Annotated in this window: 15 protein-coding genes and 2 tRNA genes; 11 read left to right on the plus strand and 6 right to left on the minus strand. The window is 69.3% G+C overall.

Annotated features, from left to right (window positions below):
* Positions 1-14 precede the first annotated feature (14 nt).
* On the minus strand, positions 15-557 hold the full coding sequence (locus ACWIGI_RS12925; RefSeq protein WP_454202547.1) for a MarR family winged helix-turn-helix transcriptional regulator: 543 nt from the start codon (positions 555-557) through the stop codon (positions 15-17).
* A gap of 90 nt (positions 558-647) precedes the next feature.
* Between ACWIGI_RS12925 and ACWIGI_RS12930 the strand changes: the two genes are divergently transcribed.
* Positions 648-1,538 (plus strand): DUF3105 domain-containing protein, encoded by an 891-nt coding sequence (locus tag ACWIGI_RS12930; RefSeq protein WP_454202548.1) that lies wholly within the window; start codon positions 648-650, stop codon positions 1,536-1,538.
* Between the two features lie 68 nt (positions 1,539-1,606).
* Positions 1,607-1,677: transfer RNA gene (locus ACWIGI_RS12935), tRNA-Cys, on the plus strand.
* A 68-nt stretch (positions 1,678-1,745) separates the two neighbouring features.
* On the opposite strand, the gene ACWIGI_RS12940 is transcribed toward ACWIGI_RS12935, so the two are convergent.
* Entirely contained in the window at positions 1,746-2,249 is a 504-nt protein-coding gene (locus ACWIGI_RS12940; RefSeq protein WP_454202549.1) for an Rv0361 family membrane protein, read from the minus strand.
* 184 nt (positions 2,250-2,433) lie between these two features.
* Between ACWIGI_RS12940 and ACWIGI_RS12945 the strand changes: the two genes are divergently transcribed.
* Together ACWIGI_RS12945 and ACWIGI_RS12950 are read left to right on the plus strand one after the other, a co-directional pair.
* A complete protein-coding gene (locus ACWIGI_RS12945; RefSeq protein WP_454202550.1) occupies positions 2,434-2,790 on the plus strand; it encodes a hypothetical protein in 357 nt (118 codons plus the stop codon).
* 301 nt (positions 2,791-3,091) lie between these two features.
* Positions 3,092-4,453, plus strand: a complete 1,362-nt coding sequence (locus ACWIGI_RS12950; RefSeq protein ID WP_454202551.1) for a hypothetical protein — start codon at positions 3,092-3,094, stop codon at positions 4,451-4,453.
* Here ACWIGI_RS12950 and ACWIGI_RS12955 read toward each other — a convergent pair.
* The 4 genes from ACWIGI_RS12955 to ACWIGI_RS12970 form a co-directional block, all read right to left on the minus strand.
* The gene (locus ACWIGI_RS12955) at positions 4,408-5,685 is read right to left on the minus strand and encodes a lipase family protein (protein ID WP_454202552.1); all 1,278 of its coding nucleotides are present in this window, start codon (positions 5,683-5,685) and stop codon (positions 4,408-4,410) included. The genes ACWIGI_RS12950 and ACWIGI_RS12955 overlap by 46 nt on opposite strands.
* Positions 5,686-5,835: 150 nt before the next feature.
* A tRNA-Arg gene (locus ACWIGI_RS12960) sits at positions 5,836-5,908 on the minus strand.
* Positions 5,909-6,041: 133 nt separating this feature from the next.
* A complete protein-coding gene (locus ACWIGI_RS12965) occupies positions 6,042-6,737 on the minus strand; it encodes a DUF305 domain-containing protein (RefSeq protein WP_454202553.1) in 696 nt (231 codons plus the stop codon).
* Positions 6,738-6,745: 8 nt separating this feature from the next.
* Positions 6,746-7,687, minus strand: coding sequence for a DUF3105 domain-containing protein (locus tag ACWIGI_RS12970; protein WP_454202554.1), 942 nt, complete (start codon positions 7,685-7,687; stop codon positions 6,746-6,748).
* A gap of 124 nt (positions 7,688-7,811) precedes the next feature.
* On the opposite strand from ACWIGI_RS12970, the gene argS reads away from it, so the two are divergent.
* The 7 genes from argS to rpmE all read left to right on the plus strand — a co-directional run bounded on the left by argS (position 7,812) and on the right by rpmE (position 17,594).
* Entirely contained in the window at positions 7,812-9,470 is a 1,659-nt protein-coding gene (gene argS / locus ACWIGI_RS12975) for an arginine--tRNA ligase (protein ID WP_454202555.1), read from the plus strand.
* Positions 9,470-10,891 (plus strand): diaminopimelate decarboxylase, encoded by a 1,422-nt coding sequence (lysA, locus tag ACWIGI_RS12980; RefSeq protein ID WP_454202556.1) that lies wholly within the window; start codon positions 9,470-9,472, stop codon positions 10,889-10,891. Before argS ends, lysA begins: the two co-directional genes overlap by 1 nt.
* Positions 10,888-12,225, plus strand: a complete 1,338-nt coding sequence (locus ACWIGI_RS12985; protein ID WP_454202557.1) for a homoserine dehydrogenase — start codon at positions 10,888-10,890, stop codon at positions 12,223-12,225. Before lysA ends, ACWIGI_RS12985 begins: the two co-directional genes overlap by 4 nt.
* Positions 12,222-13,301, plus strand: a complete 1,080-nt coding sequence (thrC, locus tag ACWIGI_RS12990; RefSeq protein ID WP_454202558.1) for a threonine synthase — start codon at positions 12,222-12,224, stop codon at positions 13,299-13,301. The genes ACWIGI_RS12985 and thrC overlap by 4 nt, the downstream gene beginning before the upstream one ends.
* Positions 13,302-13,325: 24 nt before the next feature.
* On the plus strand, positions 13,326-14,279 hold the full coding sequence (thrB, locus tag ACWIGI_RS12995; protein ID WP_454202559.1) for a homoserine kinase: 954 nt from the start codon (positions 13,326-13,328) through the stop codon (positions 14,277-14,279).
* Positions 14,280-14,693: 414 nt separating this feature from the next.
* Complete coding sequence (gene rho / locus ACWIGI_RS13000) at positions 14,694-16,673, plus strand: transcription termination factor Rho (protein ID WP_454202560.1); 1,980 nt, start codon at positions 14,694-14,696, stop codon at positions 16,671-16,673.
* A 693-nt stretch (positions 16,674-17,366) separates the two neighbouring features.
* Positions 17,367-17,594: a 50S ribosomal protein L31 gene (rpmE, locus tag ACWIGI_RS13005; RefSeq protein ID WP_454202561.1), complete on the plus strand. Its 228-nt coding sequence runs from the start codon at positions 17,367-17,369 to the stop codon at positions 17,592-17,594.
* Positions 17,595-17,766: the final 172 nt, after the last annotated feature.

Genomic DNA, 17,766 nt, shown 5'->3' on the forward strand with positions numbered 1-17,766 from the left:
CGGATGCTGGACGGTTACTGCCCGGCCCAGCGGGTCGGCGCGCCACCGCTGTCGAAGTCGCCCGCCGTCTGCCGGAATTCCGCCAGCAATTGCAGCAGCAGCTGTAAACGATCCGGCGCCAGGCCCGCGTTCGCGAAGACCTGCCGGTTCAGCTGGGTGGTGGCCTTGGCTACCAATTCCCTTCCGGCATCGGTTATTTCGATGAGCGTCGCCCGCCGGTCACTCGGATGCGGCACCCGCTTCACCAGCTCCGCCGCCTCGAGCCGATCGACCGTGTTGGTGACGCTGGTCGGATGCACCTGCAGGCGCGCGCTGGCCACCGCCATCGGCAGGGCGCCCGTTTTGCTGAAACCCAGCAGCATGAGTAGCTCGTAGCGCGAGAAGGTCAGCCCGGACGGCTTGAGCGCCTCGTCCACCCGGGCCATCACGATCTGCTGCGCGCGCACCAGCGAGGTGACCGCGGCCATCCCATCTGCGACTTCACCCCAGCCGTGCTCGGTCCACTGGCGGTGTGCCTCCTCGATAGGATCCAGTGGCAGGGGACGTGGCCGGGACATGACATCGATCATCGCACGCGATCCGGGCAAACTCCGCCGCACCGAGCCCGATCCGGTGTCGTACTGTTGCGCGCGAACAGGAGGCAGTACGTGATCAACCCGCCCGACCCGCAATCCGACTCCGCACCGGGCCCCTACATGGTGCCCTTCCCCAACTCGCAGCCACCTCAGCGCAATCGGCGCACCCAGATCCTGGGGCTGGCCGCGGCGACCCTGCTGCTCTCGGTGGGCGTCATCGTCTGGTCACTGCAGCGATCGGCCGCAGCGGAGGACGACATCGCAGCGGGCGCAAGCGAATTCGCCCCGACGAAGGGTGACCGGGATCCCTCCGAGCGGATCCCGGGCGTCGTGCGCAAGGACTACCCCGCCGGCCTGCACGTGACCGGGCAGCAGCGGGTGGCCTACACCCAGTCCCCGCCGTTCGGCGGTCCGCACGACGGCTCCTGGCTGCCGTGCACGGGTGTGGAGTACGCGGTCGCGGTCCGCAACGAGAACGCGGTGCACTCCCTCGAACACGGCGCCGTCTGGATCACCTACAACCCGGAGACCCTCGACGCCGACGGGCAGGCGGTGCTGAAGACGCTGGTCGTGGGCAAGCCCTACATGTTCATGTCGCCGTACCCCGGCCTGACCACCCCCATCTCGCTGCAGTCCTGGGGTCATCAGATCAAACTCGCCGACCCGCGCGACGAGCGCATCGAGCACTTCATCACCGCGCTGCGGGTGAACGACTACACGCACCCCGAGCCGGGCGCGACCTGTTCCAACCCGAGCATCGACCCGGTGGCCCCGCCGCGCGCGGACACCACCGCCCCCGGGCCGGACGCGATCGCCGAGACCGCCACGACACTGCCGACCACCACCGTCGCACCGCCGCCCCCGGCCCCCGCGCCCGAACCGGCTCCCGACGCACCGCCGCCCCCGCCGGGCCCCGAGGCGCCCCCGGCCCCGCCCGCCCCGGAGCCGCCGCCCGCGCCCTGAGCGCATTGAAATCACGCTGATCCCAACCCTGGGCAATCACATTGGCGCAGGTCATTATTGATGACGATGCGGGTGTGACCGAGTGGCCAGGTAGCGGTCTGCAAAGCCGTATACGCGGGTTCGACTCCCGCCGCTCGCTCTGGAAGGGTCAGGCCCCCACGGTTCGCCGTGGGGGCCTGATTCGTGTGTGCGCGTTCGTTTCCCGCGCTACTTGCCGTCCGCGGAGCAGACCTTCCAGGTGCCCGATTCCAGGCGCAGGTGCTCGGTGGCCGTCGTGGTCTTGTCCTCGGCGCCCGCCAGCGCGAGCGAACCCGTCATCTGCGCGGTCGCGGTCTCCGCGGCGATGGCGATATCGGCCACGCCGACAATGCGAATCGTGAACTTGCCGCGATCGGCGGCGGCCTTCTGCGCGTCCGGCAGCGCGGCGAACTCGGCGCGATCGGCGGCGCACGCCTGCTCGACCGCCACCGACGGGCCGTCGGCGGACAGGGTGCCGTAGAAATCGCGGATCGCGGATTCGATCTGCTCGGCGGCGGTGGGATCGGACTTGCCGCCCAGGGCCAGGGTCGCCGCGACGCCGCCGCCGACCACCACGACCGCCGCGACGAGCACGCCGATCAGCAGTGGTCTGCGCCCGCCGCCCCGGGTTCCGGTGGGGTGCTCGACATCCGGGGCGGGGCTGTGCGGTTGTCCGCCGGGCGGCAGGGTCATCGGGTTCCTTCGATCGTCCTGGCAGTGAACTGCCCGCACCTTACGCCACAACGATTGTGTCCCGGCGGGATCCGCGTCCGCTGCGCACGACGTTCCGTGGGCCGCGCGACGGCCGCGCGGGGCCGCCCACCACATATATTGGCGCGAGGGCGAATTCGCCCGGCTCGATCCCGAAGGAGTGCCCGTGCGCCGCACGCTCGCCGTTCTCGCCGTTCTCACCGCCCCGCTCGCGGCCGCCCCGCTCGCCGCCGCGCAGCCACCCGCCGCCGCGGCCGGGGTGCAGGTGCGGGCGGTCTACGGCCCCGAGGAGTTCCCGATCGCCGGTGTCACCGCCGAGATCACGCCGTGCGCGGGCGGCCCCGCCCTGTCGACCGTCACGACCGATGTCACCGGCGCGGCCACGCTCCCGGCCGGCGCGGGCTGCTACGCGGTGCGGGCGGGCGAGCTGTCCGGCTGCATGGTCGACGGCGACCCCGTGCAGCAGGTGGCCGTGGTTCCAGGGCTCACCGCCGTCGCCACGTTCCGCTTCCGCTGCGCCTGAGCGACACCGCCGTCATGAATCCACCGCCGGGACGCGGTGAGATTCGCAGGCTCGGCGATGTGCTCGAATCGCACGATGCCCGGGGTTCTCGGTTCCGGGCCGGCGTCGAAAGATGGGGTAGGCCCCGGCTCGCCGTGGCGCAGTCGATGCCCATTCGCGCAGCCCGTCCGCCTCCGGTGTGAATGTGGGCAATTTCACTCACCCTCTCCGGTATGGGCACTGGCTGTTAACCTCGGGATCGGTTAGCTGCTCGAAATGCTGTAGCGCGATAAGCGTCGCATCACCGATGAGAGGTGACGGTATGGGCGCGAAGTCCGCCCTGGGATATCCGATGGATATGGCGGTCGTGCCTGAGCTACGTCGTTTCGCGAATCTGGCCGAGGTCCTGTCCGCCTTTCTCGGCGCGGTGGTCGCCGGTTTGTTGCTCATGGCCCCACTCGATCTCGCGTGGTCCGACGGCGGCCCGCTCGAACTGGACATGCTGGTACTCAACATGCCCCGTGCCGCCGCGGCCGGGGCGATCTTCGCGGTGGTGGCCGCCGCGCTCGCGGTGGCGCTCGGGCGCCGGGCCGCCTGGCTCATCTCCCTCAGTTCGGCGACGATCCTGCTCGCCGATCACGTCTGGAATCTGAACTCCTCCTTCACCGGCACGCTCATCACCGTCAACTACATCGACTCGATCTTCGGCGGCATCCTGCTCGGCGCCCTCGCGGTGGCCGCCTGCGGCCGGCGACTCACCTCGATGGCGTTCCTCGTCGGCGCGCTCGGCGCCATCCTGTTCGGCGACCTCACCGCGCTGCCCGACGCGGACGGTGAATCCTCGTTCGCCGGTTGGCTCTCGGTCGGCACGCCGCCGATCTGGTTGCTACTGCTCGCGGTACTCGCACTGGCCGCCGGGATGAGCGTGCAGCGCCCGAGCGAGGAGCCCGACGCCGAGACCGCCGATCTGCCGATCGCCCCGATCACGGCAGCGCTGGTGCTCGTGATGGCTATCGCGGTGTCCACCGATTGGTTCGTGCGGCAACCGGGCACCGTGACGAACATCGCGCTCGCCGCTGCGGTCACCTTGCTCGCGACACTGCTCGCGGCGTTCGTGCTGCCCGGTCGCGACGGGCGGTACGTGCTGCTCGCGGTTGCGGTCGCCAACTCCGGCAGCGCCATATTCACCGTGCCGCGCCCGGACTGGAGTGTGTTCATGCAGGTCGGCGGCGTGCTGTTGGGCTTCTATCTGGGCAGGCGCGGCTTCTCGCCGTGGCTGGGCTTCGCCGGAATCGGACTGCTGGCGGTGTTCGCCGCGCTGACCGCGGATTACGCGCACACCGGCGCTGTTGTCCCGATCATCGGCATCACCGCACTGGGCCTGCTCCTGGGCTACTGCTTCGCCGGCCCCGCGCCGGTGGCCCCGACCAGCATGGTGGTCGCGCTTGCCGCGCTGGTGGTGCCGTGCCTGGTGGTCGCTGTGCGCGGCAGCAGCTTCGGGCGCATCGCCTACTCGCCGCGGTGGTATCGCGACCCGAGCGGCGTCGTGTCGGCGACCCCCGGCTGGACGGCGCTGGCCGTCACGCTCGGCTGCGCGGCGGGCACTGTGCTGCTGTATCGCCTGCGGCCGAGCGGGATTCAGTCCGCGAAGCGCGCGTTGACCCACAGCAGCGCGTCGTCGTAGGACGCCTCGAGCACCCCGCGATGATCCGCGCCCGCGTAGCCGCGGTACTGCACCGGCTGTCCCGCCAGGCGCTGCTTCGCCACCAGGGAATCGGTGGCCACCGCGGGCACGACCGTGTCCTCGCGGCCCTGCAGCACCAGCAGCGGGCGGGTGAAAGTCAGTGCGCCGGGATCGTTCTCGTTGAGCACGTCGGTCAGCGCGCTCATATCGCCCTCGGGATCGAAGACCTCGTTCATGGCCAGACCGCCCCACGCCTGCGGGCCGCGCAGGCCGCCGATGCAGCTGGCGTCCGCGAGCGAGACCATCGCCGTGGTCTGGGCGGTCAGGAATCTGCCCGGATCGATGTCGGCGACGGTCTGCGCGCCGCGAATGATCAACGGCAGGAAGGCCGTCGACTCACCCGCGAGCGCGGCGCCCGCGCTCGGCACGCCCGCCACCGTCGCCAGCTGAGCCGCCTGCAGCCCCACGCCCTGATGTGAGGCCGGGGCCAGTGCGACCGCGCCGAGCAACCGCAGTTCCGGCGCCCACTCCTGGGCCCGGGCATTGGCGAAGATCGCGGCCTGCCCGCCCTGCGAATGCCCCATGGCGACCCAGCGTTTGCCGATCTCGGGTTCGAGTTCGCGTGCGGCGCGGGCCATATCGGTCACCGCGCGCTGTTCGGCCGTCCCGATGAGATAGCCGTGCGGGCCCGGGGTGCCGAGCCCCTGATAGTCGGTCTGCGCGACCGCGTACCCGGCGGCGATCCACCGCGCCTGCACCTGCCGCACCAGCGCGGTGTAGTCCCGCGCCGGATACAGCTCGGAGGCGTCCAGCGACGGCGCGCAGACATCGGCCACCCCCGTGGTGCCGTGCGCCCAGGAGATGAGCGGCCAGCCCCCCGGCGGCGGGCTGCCCTGCGGGACGGCCACCGTGCCGGAGACGGCCACCGGCATGCCCTGCATGTCGACGGATCGGTACAGCAGCAGGTAGTTTCGCGCGTTCGGCAGTCCGGGATCGCCGATGACGGCCCGGATCTGGATGATCGAGCCGGGCGGTCCCGGAATCCGGTCGTCCGGCGCGGAATAGAACGACAGGTCGGGGGAGTCGTCGACCACCGGGGTCGCGGCGGCGGGCCGGATGGCGACCGGTGAACTCACGATCGCCGCGGCCAAGGCCGTCGCGGCGACGAATCCGGACCGCCGGCGCGGCGTGTGCCGCGGCCGTCGCGCATGCACCGCCTCGATGTCCGACATGTCCAGAAACATACCGCTCTGTCGGTCCCGGAACCCGCAAGGAAACGGCTGCGTGGTGGCACCGTCCGGTGTATATCCCGGGCAGGGTGCCCGCTCCCCGGAACGAGTAAGGCCCCGACCATGAAACATGGTCGGGGCCTTACCATCCGGTGCCCTCGGCAGGAATCGAACCTGCGGCCTTCTGCTCCGGAGGCAGACGCTCTATCCCCTGAGCTACGAGGGCGGGGTAGAACCCCTCGGACCATCTGGCTTCCGAGCGGGCTCCGAAAGCGTAGCGCATCGGGTGCGCTGGGCCAAAAAGGTTTTCGGACCGGGCGTTTTGCGGCGCCCGGCCGGGCGCCGCGAACGGCTCGTGCTCAGTTCATCGGGAGCGGGGTCGCGCCGCGCTCGGCGAGCATCTGGGTGATCAATTGCGATTCGCCGGCTTGGGTTTTCGCCATGCTGCCCGCCAGGTGCCGCACCTGATCGGTGTCCGCGCGCTGGGCGGCGTACTCGATCATGGGCATGCCGCCCTGGTGGTGCCGCAGCATGAGCTGCAGGAACAGCTTGTCCAGCGTCGCGCCGGTCGCCGTGCGCAGGGTCGCCAGTTCCTGCTCCGAGGCCATGCCCGGCATGGACGGCACCGGGCCCGTGTGCTGCCCGCCGCCGTGATGCGAACTCGCGTCGCTCATCCAGCCCATGTAGCCGTCGGACGGCAGCAGCGGCTCGCCCCACAGCGACAGCCACGCCTGCATGCGGCCCGCCTGATTCTGCTGGGTGGTCAGAATGTCGTAGGCCAGCCGCTTGATCGCGGGATCGTCCGAACCGGCCAGCGCGATGGCCGACATCTCCACCGCCTGCGCGTGATGCACCGACATGTCCTGGCTGAAGCCGATATCCACCGAACCCGCGGCCGCGGCGGTGTCCCGGTTGCCCACGAGCAGACCCGCCGCGAACCCCAGCAGCACGAGCGCGATCACCCCGAGCACCAGCAGCGCGGGCCGCTGACCGCGGCCCGGCTCCCGGGCAGGAGCCGTCGATTCGTGGTCGCCGGACTCGTCGTGTGCGAGCAAGGGCGGCATTACTGGGCCGGAGCCGGGGCGGCCGGCTCGGCGGGCTCGGTCGGACCGGCGGGCTGGGCCGGGCCGTCGGTGGGCGCGGGAATAGCGGGCACGCCGCCGGGGACGGTCTCCATGCCGGGGATGTTCTCCAGCCCCGGAATGCCGGACAGGCCGTTGCCGAACGGGCTCGCGCCGCCGCCGAGCTCGGTCGGATCCTGGGTCAGGCCCTTACCGTCCATGGGCACCGCGTCGGGGCCTGGCGCGCTCGGATCGAACGGCGGCGGGTTCTCCGCGTCGAAGGTCGGGTTCGAGCAGCTCGCGCCGACCTCCGGGTAGGTGTTCTCGTTCAGGCGCAGGTTCTTGATGAACTTGTCGACCCGCGCGTCGTCGGCCGAGTCCAGCTTGAGCTGATGGCCCCACGCCAGCAGCGCGATCGGCGAATCCAGGCCCGGATACGGCGACATGAGCGAGTACGGCTTGCCCTCGACCTTCGACTTCAGGGTCTCGATCCCCGCCGCGTCGACCTTGTCCGGGTTGTAGGTGACCCAGACCGCGCCGTGCTCGAGCGAGTGCACGGCGTTCTCGGTGCGAATCGCCTTGGCGTACACCGTGCCCATGCAGTTCGCCCACGAACCGTCGTGCGGGCCACCGAAGGCCGGCGCCTGGTCGTAGGCCACCCGCTGGGTGGCGGCCACGTGCAGACCCGCCGGATAATCCTTCTTGACCACGCCGTCGATGTACGCCGACGGATTCTTGAGCTCCTCGCGAGCCTGGTACTTGGGCACCAGGACCGCGGCGATACCGCCGATCAGACCCAGCACCACCACCACGGCGGCGATCGTCATCCAGGGAATGGTTCGTTGGTTGGGCAGCTTGCCGTTCCCGCCCTTACGGGAGGAACGCGAAGATTTGCCCGCGGCCTTCACGGCCTTGGCCGACTTGGCACTGGTCCTGCTCGGCATAGCTCGTTGTGCTCTCTTCGACGTGTCGGACAATCAAACGGTGCGGCCGCATCGTTTGCTGGGCGCCTGCCCGGTAGGTGCCCGCTCGCGGCGTTCACCTGCTCAGACCATAGGATAGTGACTCGTGACTCCAGCTGACCTTGCAGATCTCCTTCGCGCAACCGCTGCGAAGGTACTTGTCGAACGTGGATCCGACCCCGCGGTCCTGCCCGACGAGGTCAAGGTGGAGCGTCCCCGCAACCCTGAGCACGGTGACTATGCCACGAATGTGGCCATGCAGGTAGGCAAGAAGGCGGGAATCAACCCCCGCGATTTCGCCGGCCTGCTGGCCGAGGCGCTGGGTCAGGCCGAGGGCATCGAGGTCGCCGAGGTCGCCGGTCCCGGGTTCCTGAACATTCGCCTCGCCAAGGCCGCCCAGGGCGCGATCATCGAGAAGATCCTCACCGCGGGCGCGGCGTACGGCACCGCGGACACCCTCGGCGGCCAGAAGATCAACCTCGAATTCGTCTCCGCCAACCCCACCGGGCCCATTCACCTCGGCGGCACCCGCTGGGCGGCGGTCGGCGACGCGCTCGGACGGATCCTGTCCGCCCAGGGCGCGGCCGTCACCCGCGAGTACTACTTCAACGACCACGGCGCGCAGATCGACCGGTTCGCCAAGTCGCTGGTCGCCGCGGCCACCGGGCAGCCGACCCCCGAGGACGGCTACGGCGGCGCGTACATCAACGACATCGCCGCCACGGTCGTGGCCGCGCACCCCGAGGCGCCGGGCCTGCCCGAGGCCGAACGGCACGAGCTGTTCCGCCGCGAGGGCGTCGAGCTCATGTTCGCGCAGATCAAACAGGACCTGCACGACTTCGGCGTCGACTTCGACGTGTACTTCAACGAGAGCGCGCTGTTCGCCTCCGGCGCGGTCGAGCAGGCGCTCGAGACGCTCAAGGGCTCGGGCAACCTGTACGAGAAGGACGGCGCGTGGTGGATCGCCTCCACCGAATACGGTGACGACAAGGATCGCGTCGTCATCAAGAGCGACGGCAACTCCGCGTACATCGGCGGCGACATCGCGTACTTCCAGAACAAGCGCTCGCGCGGATTCGACCTGTGCATCTACATGCTCGGCGCGGACCACCACGGCTACATCGGCCGGTTGAAGGCGGCGGCGGCCGCCTTCGGCGACGACCCGAACACCGTCGAGGTCCTCATCGGCCAGATGGTGAACCTGGTCAAGGACGGCGCGTCGGTGAAGATGTCCAAGCGCGCGGGCACCGTGATCACCCTCGACGATCTGGTCGAGGCGATCGGCGTGGACGCCGCGCGCTACTCGCTGGTGCGGTCCTCGGTGAACTCCAGCATCGACATCGACCTCGATCTGTGGACCAAGGCCGACAACGAGAATCCGCTGTACTACGTGCAGTACGCGCACGCTCGCACGAACAACATCATCGGCAACGCGGCGGCGTTCGACTTCGACTCGGTCGCACCGGATTTCGCGCTCATGACCGCCGATCGCGAGGGCGAGCTGATCCGCACCCTCGGTGAGTACCCCCGGGTGCTGGCCACCGCCGCCGAGGTGCGCGAACCGCACCGGGTGGTGCGCTACCTCGAGGAACTCGCCGGCGCGTACCACCCCTTCCAATCCGACAAGGACATGCGCGTGCTCCCCCTGGGAGACGAGCCCGTCAGTCCCCGTAACGCGGCCCGCCTCGAGCTGGTCAAAGCCACCCGTCAGGTTCTCGCCAACGGCCTCGGCCTGCTAGGCGTCAGTGCTCCGGAGCGTATGTAATGAGTGCCCATCCCGCCGGTCCCCGGCACGCCGACATCCCGCCCGCGCCGAATCTGCCCGAGCGGCCCGAGAATCCGCGGCAGATGATCGATCTGCCCGCGAATGTCTGGCCCCGCAACGCCTCCCGTGACGAGGACGGCGTGGTCCGGCTGGCCGGGGTGCCAGTGCACGAGCTGGCCTCGGAGTTCGCGACCCCGCTGTTCGTCATCGACGAGGACGACTTCCGTTCGCGCTGCCGCGACATGGTGCGCGCCTTCGGCGCGGGCGCGCGGGTGCACTACGCGTCCAAGGCGTTCCTGTCCGGCGAGATCGCGCGCTGGATCCGCGACGAGGGCCTGCACCTGGACGTGTGCTCCGGCGGCGAGCTCGCCGTCGCGCTGCACGCGGGCTTCCCCGCCGAGCGAATCGCGTTGCACGGCAACAACAAATCGGTTCCCGAGCTGGAAGCGGCCGTTGCCGCCGGGGTCGGGCACATCGTGCTGGACTCGCTGATCGAGATCGACCGCCTCGAGGCCGTCGCCAAGGCGGCCGGCAAGGTCGCCGAGGTGCTGGTGCGCGTCACCGTGGGCGTGGAGGCGCACACCCACGAGTACATCTCCACCGCGCACGAGGACCAGAAGTTCGGTTTCTCCATCGCCAGCGGCGACGCGATGCAGGCCATCGCGCGGGTCTTCGAGTCCGACAACCTGCGCCTGGTGGGCCTGCACTCGCACATCGGCTCGCAGATCTTCGAGATCGACGGTTTCGAGATCTCCACCCGCCGCATGCTCGGCCTGCTGCGCGAGGCGGTCGACAAGTTCGGCGTCGAGCGCGCCGCGCAGATCAGCGTGCTGGATCTCGGTGGCGGCCTTGGTATTTCGTACCTGCCGCACGACGATCCGCCGGCCCTGGACGACTTCGCGGCCAAGCTGCGCCGCATCGTGGCCGAAGAGGCCGAGCGCGCGGGCCTGCCGGTCCCGACCATCGCGGTCGAACCGGGCCGGGCCATCGCCGGGCCGGGCACGGTCACCCTGTACGAGGTCGGCACCACCAAGGACGTGGTCCTGGATGCGGGCCTGCGCCGTCGCTATGTCAGCATCGATGGAGGCATGAGCGACAACATCCGGCCCGCGCTGTACCAGGCCGAATACGACTGCCGACTGGTCTCGCGATCCAGCGATGCCAATCCGGTCGTCGCTCGTGTGGTCGGAAAGCATTGCGAGAGTGGGGATATCGTCATTCGTGACACCTGGCTCCCGGCCGACGTCGGCCCGGGGGATCTGGTTGCGGTGGCGGCGACCGGCGCGTATTGCTACTCGATGTCGAGTCGTTACAACATGCTCACGCGTCCCGCCGTGGTCGCTGTGCGAGACGGCAAGGCGCGCTTGATCCTTCGTCGTGAAACGGTGGAGGACCTACTCAGCTTGGAGGTGAATGCATGACCGAGGTGGCTAGCACCAAAGGTGACGTGTGGGGATCGGATCATCCCATCGGAATCGCGGTCCTCGGCATGGGCACGGTCGGCACGGAGGTGGTGCGCGTCATCCGCGACCACGCCGATGACCTGACCAACCGAGTGGGCGCCCCCGTCGTGCTGCGCGGCGTGGCCGTGCGCGACGCGAGCAAGGATCGCGGCCTGGCCCCCGAGCTCGTCACCACCGACGCCGAGGCGCTCGTCGCCCGCGACGACGTGGACATCGTGGTCGAGGTCATGGGTGGCATCGACCCCGCGCGCGCCCTGATCAAGTCGGCGCTCGAGGCGGGCAAGTCCGTCGTCACCGCCAACAAGGCGCTGCTGGCCGACTACACAGGCGAGCTCGCCGGCGCGGCCGAGAACAACCGGGCCGACCTGTACTTCGAGGCCGCGGTCGCCGGGGCCATCCCGGTCGTGCGCCCGCTCATCCAGTCGCTGTCCGGTGACCGGGTGAACCGCGTGGTCGGCATCGTGAACGGCACCACCAACTTCATCCTCTCGGCCATGGCCGAGACCGGCGCGGACTACGGCGACGTGCTCGCCGAGGCCACTCGCCTGGGCTACGCCGAGGCCGATCCGACCGCCGATGTCGAGGGCTACGACGCCGCCGCCAAGGCCGCGATCCTGGCCTCGGTGGCCTTCCACACCCGCGTGACCTCCGCCGATGTCTACCGCGAGGGCATCTCCAAGATCACCTCCGAGGATCTGGAAACCGCCGCCGCCGTCGGCTGCACGGTCAAGCTGCTGGCCATGGCCGAGCGCGTCACCAACGAGAGCGGCAAGGAATCCATCTCGGTCCGCGTCTACCCGGCGCTCATCCCGCGCAAGCACCCCCTGGCCTCGGTCAGCGGCGCGTTCAACGCGGTGGTCGTGGAGGCCGAGAACGCCGGCCGCCTGATGTTCTACGGACAGGGCGCGGGCGGCGCGCCCACCGCCTCGGCCGTCATGGGCGACCTGGTGATGGCGGCGCGCAACAAGTTCTACGGTGGCCGCGCGCCCGGCGAATCGGTCTATGCTGAGCTGCCGATCGCGGCTGTCGGTGACACCCCCACCCGCTACCACGTGAACATGCAGGTCGCGGACCGCGCCGGTGTACTGGAAGCGGTGGCGGGCGAGTTCGCCAAGCACGGGGTCAGCATTTCGACGGTTCGCCAGGAAGGGCACGATGTCGGCGCCCGCCTGGTCGTGGTGACCCACCACGCGCTGGAATCCGCGCTGGCCGATACCGTGGCCGCGTTGGCCGAGCTGGACTCCGTCACATCCGTGACCAGTGTTCTGAGATTGGAAGGCACCGAGGAATGAGTACGACAGCTGCCACGCATACCCCGTGGCCGGGTCTGATCGCCGCGTACCGGGATCGGCTCCCGCTGGGCGCCGACTGGGAGCCCGTCACGCTGTTCGAGGGCGGCACCCCGCTGGTGCCCGCCACCCACCTGTCGGAGCTGACCGGCTGTGAGGTGTACCTCAAGGTCGAGGGCGCGAACCCGACCGGTTCCTTCAAGGACCGCGGTATGACCATGGCCATGACCGAGGCCAAGGCCAGCGGCAAGAAGGCCGTGCTGTGCGCCTCCACCGGCAACACCTCGGCCTCGGCCGCGGCGTACGCCACCCGGGCCGGCATGCACTGCGCGGTGCTGATCCCGCAGGGCAAGATCTCCATGGGCAAGCTGGCCCAGGCGGTCATGCTGGGCGCGAAGATCATCCAGGTCGAGGGCAACTTCGACGACTGCCTCGAACTGGCGCGCAAGGTCACCGCGGAGTTCCCCGAGGTCGGCCTCGTGAACTCGGTCAATCCGTACCGCATCGAGGGCCAGAAGACCGCGGCCTTCGAGATCGCCGATGTGCTCGGCAAGGCCCCCGACGTGCACGTGCTCCCGGTCGGCAACGCCGGGAACATCACCGCGTACTGGAAGGGCTACAACGAGTACTTCGCCGACGGTGTCACCACGTCGCTGCCGCGCATGCTCGGCGTGCAGGCCGCGGGCGCCGCGCCGCTGGTCAACGGTGCTCCGGTGAAGAATCCCGAGACCATCGCGACCGCGATCCGCATCGGCGCGCCCGCGTCCTGGAACCAGGCCGTGGCCGCCAAGGAAGAGTCCGGGGGCGCGTTCCGCGCGGCCACCGACGACGAGATCCTCGCCGCGTACCGCCTGGTCGCGGCCACCGAGGGCGTCTTCGTCGAGCCCGCCTCGGCGGCCTCGGTCGCCGGTCTGCTCGCCGCGCGCGCCGAAGGCTGGCTCGAGCCGGGCCTGACCGTGGTCTGCACGGTGACCGGCAACGGTCTCAAGGACCCGGACAACGCGCTCAAGGGCATGCCGGAGATCACCCCCATCGGTGTCGACCCGGTGGCCGTGGCCCGCGAACTCGAGCTGGCCTGAGTGAATTCGCGCGAGAGTCAGGTGATGACTCGCACCCTGCCCGCCGGAATCTCGGTCACGGTGCGGGTCCCCGCGTCCAGCGCCAATCTGGGCCCGGGTTTCGATTCCCTCGGAATCGCTCTGGGGCTGTACGACGAGATCTCGGTGACCACCACCGAGTCCGGGCTGAACATCCGGGTCGAGGGTGAGGGCGCGGACGACGTGCCCTGGGGCCCTTCGCATCTGGTGGTGAGGGCCATCGAGCGCGGCCTGCAGGCCGCGGGCGTCTGGGCGGACGGCCTGGACGTGGTGTGCCGCAACGTGATTCCGCATTCGCGCGGTATGGGATCCTCGGCCTCGGCGGTGGTCGGCGGACTGGCCGCCGGCCGCGGCCTCGCCGCGAAATTCGATGCCGGACTGGCCTATGACGACACCGTCATGGTGCAGCTGGCCTCGGAGTTCGAGGGCCACCCCGACAACGCCTCCGCCAGCGTGCTCGGCGGAATCGTGGTGTCCTGGACCGAAACCGACCAGCGCGGCGAGCTCAACGGCACCGCCGAACACCATCAGCGCGTGTACCGCGCGGTGCGGCTGGACCCGCACCCGTCGTTGCGCCCGGTCGTGCTCATTCCCGAGGAGCGGTCCTCCACCGCGCACACCCGCGGTCTGCTGCCCGACACCGTGCCGCACGGTGACGCGGCTTTCAACGCGAGTCGCGCGGCGCTGTCGGTAGTTGCCTTGACGCAGCGCCCTGACCTGCTGATGGCCGCTACACAGGATCGGCTACACCAGGGCTACCGCGCCTCCGCGCTGCCGCTGACGACGAAATGGATCGAACGGCTGCGCGCGGCGGGCATCGCCGCCACCGTGTCGGGCGCCGGTCCGACGGTGTTGGCCCTCGGGACCAGCGAATTCCCTGCGGAACTGCGTGAACTCGCGATCGCCGACGGCCTGCGTGTTCTCGAACCCGGCATCGCCGACGGCGTGCTGGTGGATTGACCGCGTGCCTGCCTTGCCGATGTAAAGGGTGGGAGCTATCCTGAGCGAGTCCGTACATCGTGCGCGTCAGACGCCGGTGCTTCATTAGGGCAATCGCTCCAGAGGCTCCTTGCTCAGGCTCGAGGCTTGAGGCTCGAAACTTGGGGGTAGCCAGTCAACTGGGATGATCTCTCCCGCCTTTTCACTCGGTGGGCAGGCCCACGCGGAGGTACCCCCACCGATCCGGCGGGACAGGCGATACGGCATCCGAGTCCGGCATCAGACCGGACTGCAGGAGGAACCCTCGATCAGGCACACGGCGGTCGAGGGAAGGAAAGGATTTCCGTGACAGAGACGGACCTGCTCGCGACACCCGGGGTGGAAAGTGATTCAAACTCCTCGGATCGCGATAGTGAATCCGGACAGATTTCGAAGATGAGCGAACACACTGACATCGCACGATCGGGGCTGACTGGAATGTTGTTGCCGCAATTGCGTGCGCTTGCGGGGGAACTCGGTATTCGAGGCACTTCCGGAATGCGTAAGGGTGATCTCATCGCCGCCATCAAGGAAAATCAGTCGGGTGGATCGGCCAAGTCGGCCGTCGTGAGCGGCGGCGCGGTGAGCGGTAAGTCCACCGCCAAGCGCACCGACGCCAAGGCCAAGGGCGAGTCCGCCGTGGCCGAGGCCGCTCCCGCCAAGGCCGAGACCCCCGCCGTGAAGGCCGAGGCCGCGAAGAGCGAGGCCACCAAGACCGAGAGCCCGGCCGCCAAGGCCGAGGACACCCGCGCGCAGGCCGAAGCGCCCGCGACCGCCGGGTCCGCTCCGGAGAAGTCCGCCGAGCCCCGCGAGGCGAAGCGTGAAGAGGCCGAAGGCAATCGGGCCGACGGCGGCGAGGAGACCCGCGAACGCGGCGAGCGCGGCCGGGGCCGCCAGCGCCGTGGCCGCGAGCAGCGCGGCGGGGCCGGCAACGCCGGTGACGCCGGCGCCACCGACGCCGCGGAGAAGCCGGAGTCCGAGGGCGGTGAGCGTCGTCGCGACCGCAACAACCAGCAGTCGGGCGGCCAGAACCAGCAGAACCAGAACGGCACCGCGCGCGGCGGCAACAACGACCGCGATCGCAATCGCGCCGCCGACGACGACGAGGAAGGCGGCCGCGGTCGCCGGGGTCGTCGCTTCCGGGAGCGGCGTCGCGGGCGTGACCGGGACGGCGTGGCGGGCGAGAGCGGCAGCAGCCGCGAGAGCCGCGAGCTGGAGATCCGCGAGGACGACGTCCTGCAGCCGGTCGCCGGCATCCTCGACGTGCTCGACAACTACGCGTTCGTGCGGACCTCCGGGTACCTGGCCGGGCCGAACGACGTGTACGTGTCCATGAACCTGGTGCGCAAGAACGGCCTGCGCCGCGGTGACGCGGTCACCGGTGCGGTGCGCGCGGCGCGCGACGGCGATCAGAGCAACCAGCGGCAGAAGTTCGACCCGCTGGTGCGGCTGGATTCCATCAACGGCTCGGATATCGAATCCGCAAAGCGCCGACCGGAATTCAACAAGCTCACCCCGCTGTACCCGAATCAGCGACTGCGCCTGGAAACCACGCCCAACAAGCTGACCACGCGCATCATCGATCTGATCATGCCGATCGGCAAGGGCCAGCGCGCGCTGATCGTGTCCCCGCCCAAGGCGGGTAAGACCACGATCATGCAGGACATCGCGAACGCCATCGCGGTGAACAACCCCGAGTGCTACCTCATGGTGGTGCTGGTGGACGAGCGTCCCGAAGAAGTGACCGATATGCAGCGCTCGGTGCGCGGCGAGGTCATCGCCTCGACCTTCGATCGCCCGCCGGGCGATCACACCGCGGTCGCCGAGCTCGCGATCGAGCGGGCCAAGCGCCTGGTGGAAATGGGTCAGGACGTCGTCGTGCTGCTCGACTCGATCACCCGATTGGGCCGCGCGTACAACAACTCGTCCCCGGCGTCGGGCCGAATCCTTTCCGGTGGTGTGGATTCCACCGCGCTGTACCCGCCCAAGCGGTTCCTCGGCGCGGCCCGCAACATCGAGAACGGCGGCTCGCTCACGATCATCGCCACCGCGATGGTCGAGACCGGCTCCACCGGTGACACGGTCATCTTCGAGGAGTTCAAGGGCACCGGCAACGCCGAGCTCAAGCTCGATCGCAAGATCGCCGAGCGGCGCGTGTTCCCCGCGGTCGACGTCAACCCGTCCGGCACCCGCCGCGACGATCTACTGATGTCGCCCGACGAGGCCGCGGTCCTGCACAAGCTCCGGCGCGTGCTGTCCGGTCTGGATTCGCATCAGGCCATCGATCTGCTCGTGGATCGACTCAAGAAGACCAAGAGCAACGTCGAGTTCCTGATGACGGTCTCCAAGACCGCGCCCGGCGCGATCGACGAATAAAGTTGTCGTAGAACGACATTGACAGTGACGGCCCCGCTTCGGCGGGGCCGCTGCTGTTTCCGGGGCAGGATCGGCACCGGACGGGGGCTGTGGAAGAAGAGGCCGATGAGCATCGCCCCCGCGATCATGAATCCGAGAATGGTGGCGGTCACGGCGCCGGCCCCGCTGTCCGATGCCGTGGCCGCCGTATGGATGAGGGTGGTCCCGTCCCCGTGCGACCCGGCGGGCGCCGTCGAGGCCTGCCCCGTCCCACCGCCCGGCTCCCCGGGTGCGAACCACCAGCCCACGACCACCGCCAGAGCCAACCCCGCCAGGACCACCCCCGCGAACGCGTCCTTCCTGGTCACAGCTGTCCTCCCGGTAGTGGTAAGCCTCTCACCTGCGACTACTCTATGAACACTGTTGTTCGCATTCCCGAGTAGCGAACTACTCGACTTCCAGCCTGACTCGAGCCCGAACCTTCTGCGTGCCCGCAGTTTTGGGGGCGGAGGCGGTAGGGGACCCCCGAAAATCAGGGGCATCGAAACCCGTCGCGGAAGGGGTGACTGTTCACACGACCCGTCGTTCGGGTGGGCTCCGGGGCCGGAATATTTCGGCCTCGCGGAGTGTCTATACTTTCCGTTTGGCAACCATGCCTAGTCGGTACCGGTTCACGCCGTGTGAGGCGACCCGGGACCAGTTGAAAGGACACCCATGAAGGCAGGAATTCACCCCACGTACGTCGATACGACGGTCGTGTGCGGCTGCGGCAACACCTTCCAGACCAAGAGCACCAAGGAGACCGGCCAGATCACGGTCGAGGTCTGCTCCCAGTGCCACCCGTTCTACACGGGCAAGCAGAAGATCCTGGACACCGGTGGCCGCGTGGCTCGCTTCGAGGCTCGCTACGGCAAGCGCCCGTCGAAGGCCGAGTCCAAGTAGCTTCCCTGACGACGCCCGTCTGCCCCGTGCAGGCGGGCGTCGCGGTGTTTCTGTATCTATCTGCCTCCGCTTCGCTCCGGCGGGTTCGCGGCCCCTTTGGCCCGGTTCTTCCCTCCCTCCGCTCCTCCGCTTCGCTCCCCCGCTCCACTCAGTCCAGAACCGGGCGGGCCGC

This window comes from Nocardia sp. NPDC055321, from assembly GCF_053645575.1.

Excerpts from the sequence above, each read along its gene's own strand:
- ACWIGI_RS12970 (WP_454202554.1), bottom strand. The coding sequence starts at position 7,687 with ATGCCGAGCAGGACCAGTGCCAAGTCGGCCAAGGCCGTGAAGGCCGCG.
- lysA (WP_454202556.1), top strand. The coding sequence starts at position 9,470 with ATGAGTGCCCATCCCGCCGGTCCCCGGCACGCCGACATCCCGCCCGCG.
- thrB (WP_454202559.1), top strand. The coding sequence starts at position 13,326 with ATGACTCGCACCCTGCCCGCCGGAATCTCGGTCACGGTGCGGGTCCCC.
- rho (WP_454202560.1), top strand. The coding sequence starts at position 14,694 with ATGAGCGAACACACTGACATCGCACGATCGGGGCTGACTGGAATGTTG.
- ACWIGI_RS12950 (WP_454202551.1), top strand. The coding sequence starts at position 3,092 with ATGGGCGCGAAGTCCGCCCTGGGATATCCGATGGATATGGCGGTCGTG.
- ACWIGI_RS12940 (WP_454202549.1), bottom strand. The coding sequence starts at position 2,249 with ATGACCCTGCCGCCCGGCGGACAACCGCACAGCCCCGCCCCGGATGTC.
- rpmE (WP_454202561.1), top strand. The coding sequence starts at position 17,367 with ATGAAGGCAGGAATTCACCCCACGTACGTCGATACGACGGTCGTGTGC.
- thrC (WP_454202558.1), top strand. The coding sequence starts at position 12,222 with ATGAGTACGACAGCTGCCACGCATACCCCGTGGCCGGGTCTGATCGCC.
- ACWIGI_RS12955 (WP_454202552.1), bottom strand. The coding sequence starts at position 5,685 with ATGTCGGACATCGAGGCGGTGCATGCGCGACGGCCGCGGCACACGCCG.
- ACWIGI_RS12925 (WP_454202547.1), bottom strand. The coding sequence starts at position 557 with ATGTCCCGGCCACGTCCCCTGCCACTGGATCCTATCGAGGAGGCACAC.
- ACWIGI_RS12985 (WP_454202557.1), top strand. The coding sequence starts at position 10,888 with ATGACCGAGGTGGCTAGCACCAAAGGTGACGTGTGGGGATCGGATCAT.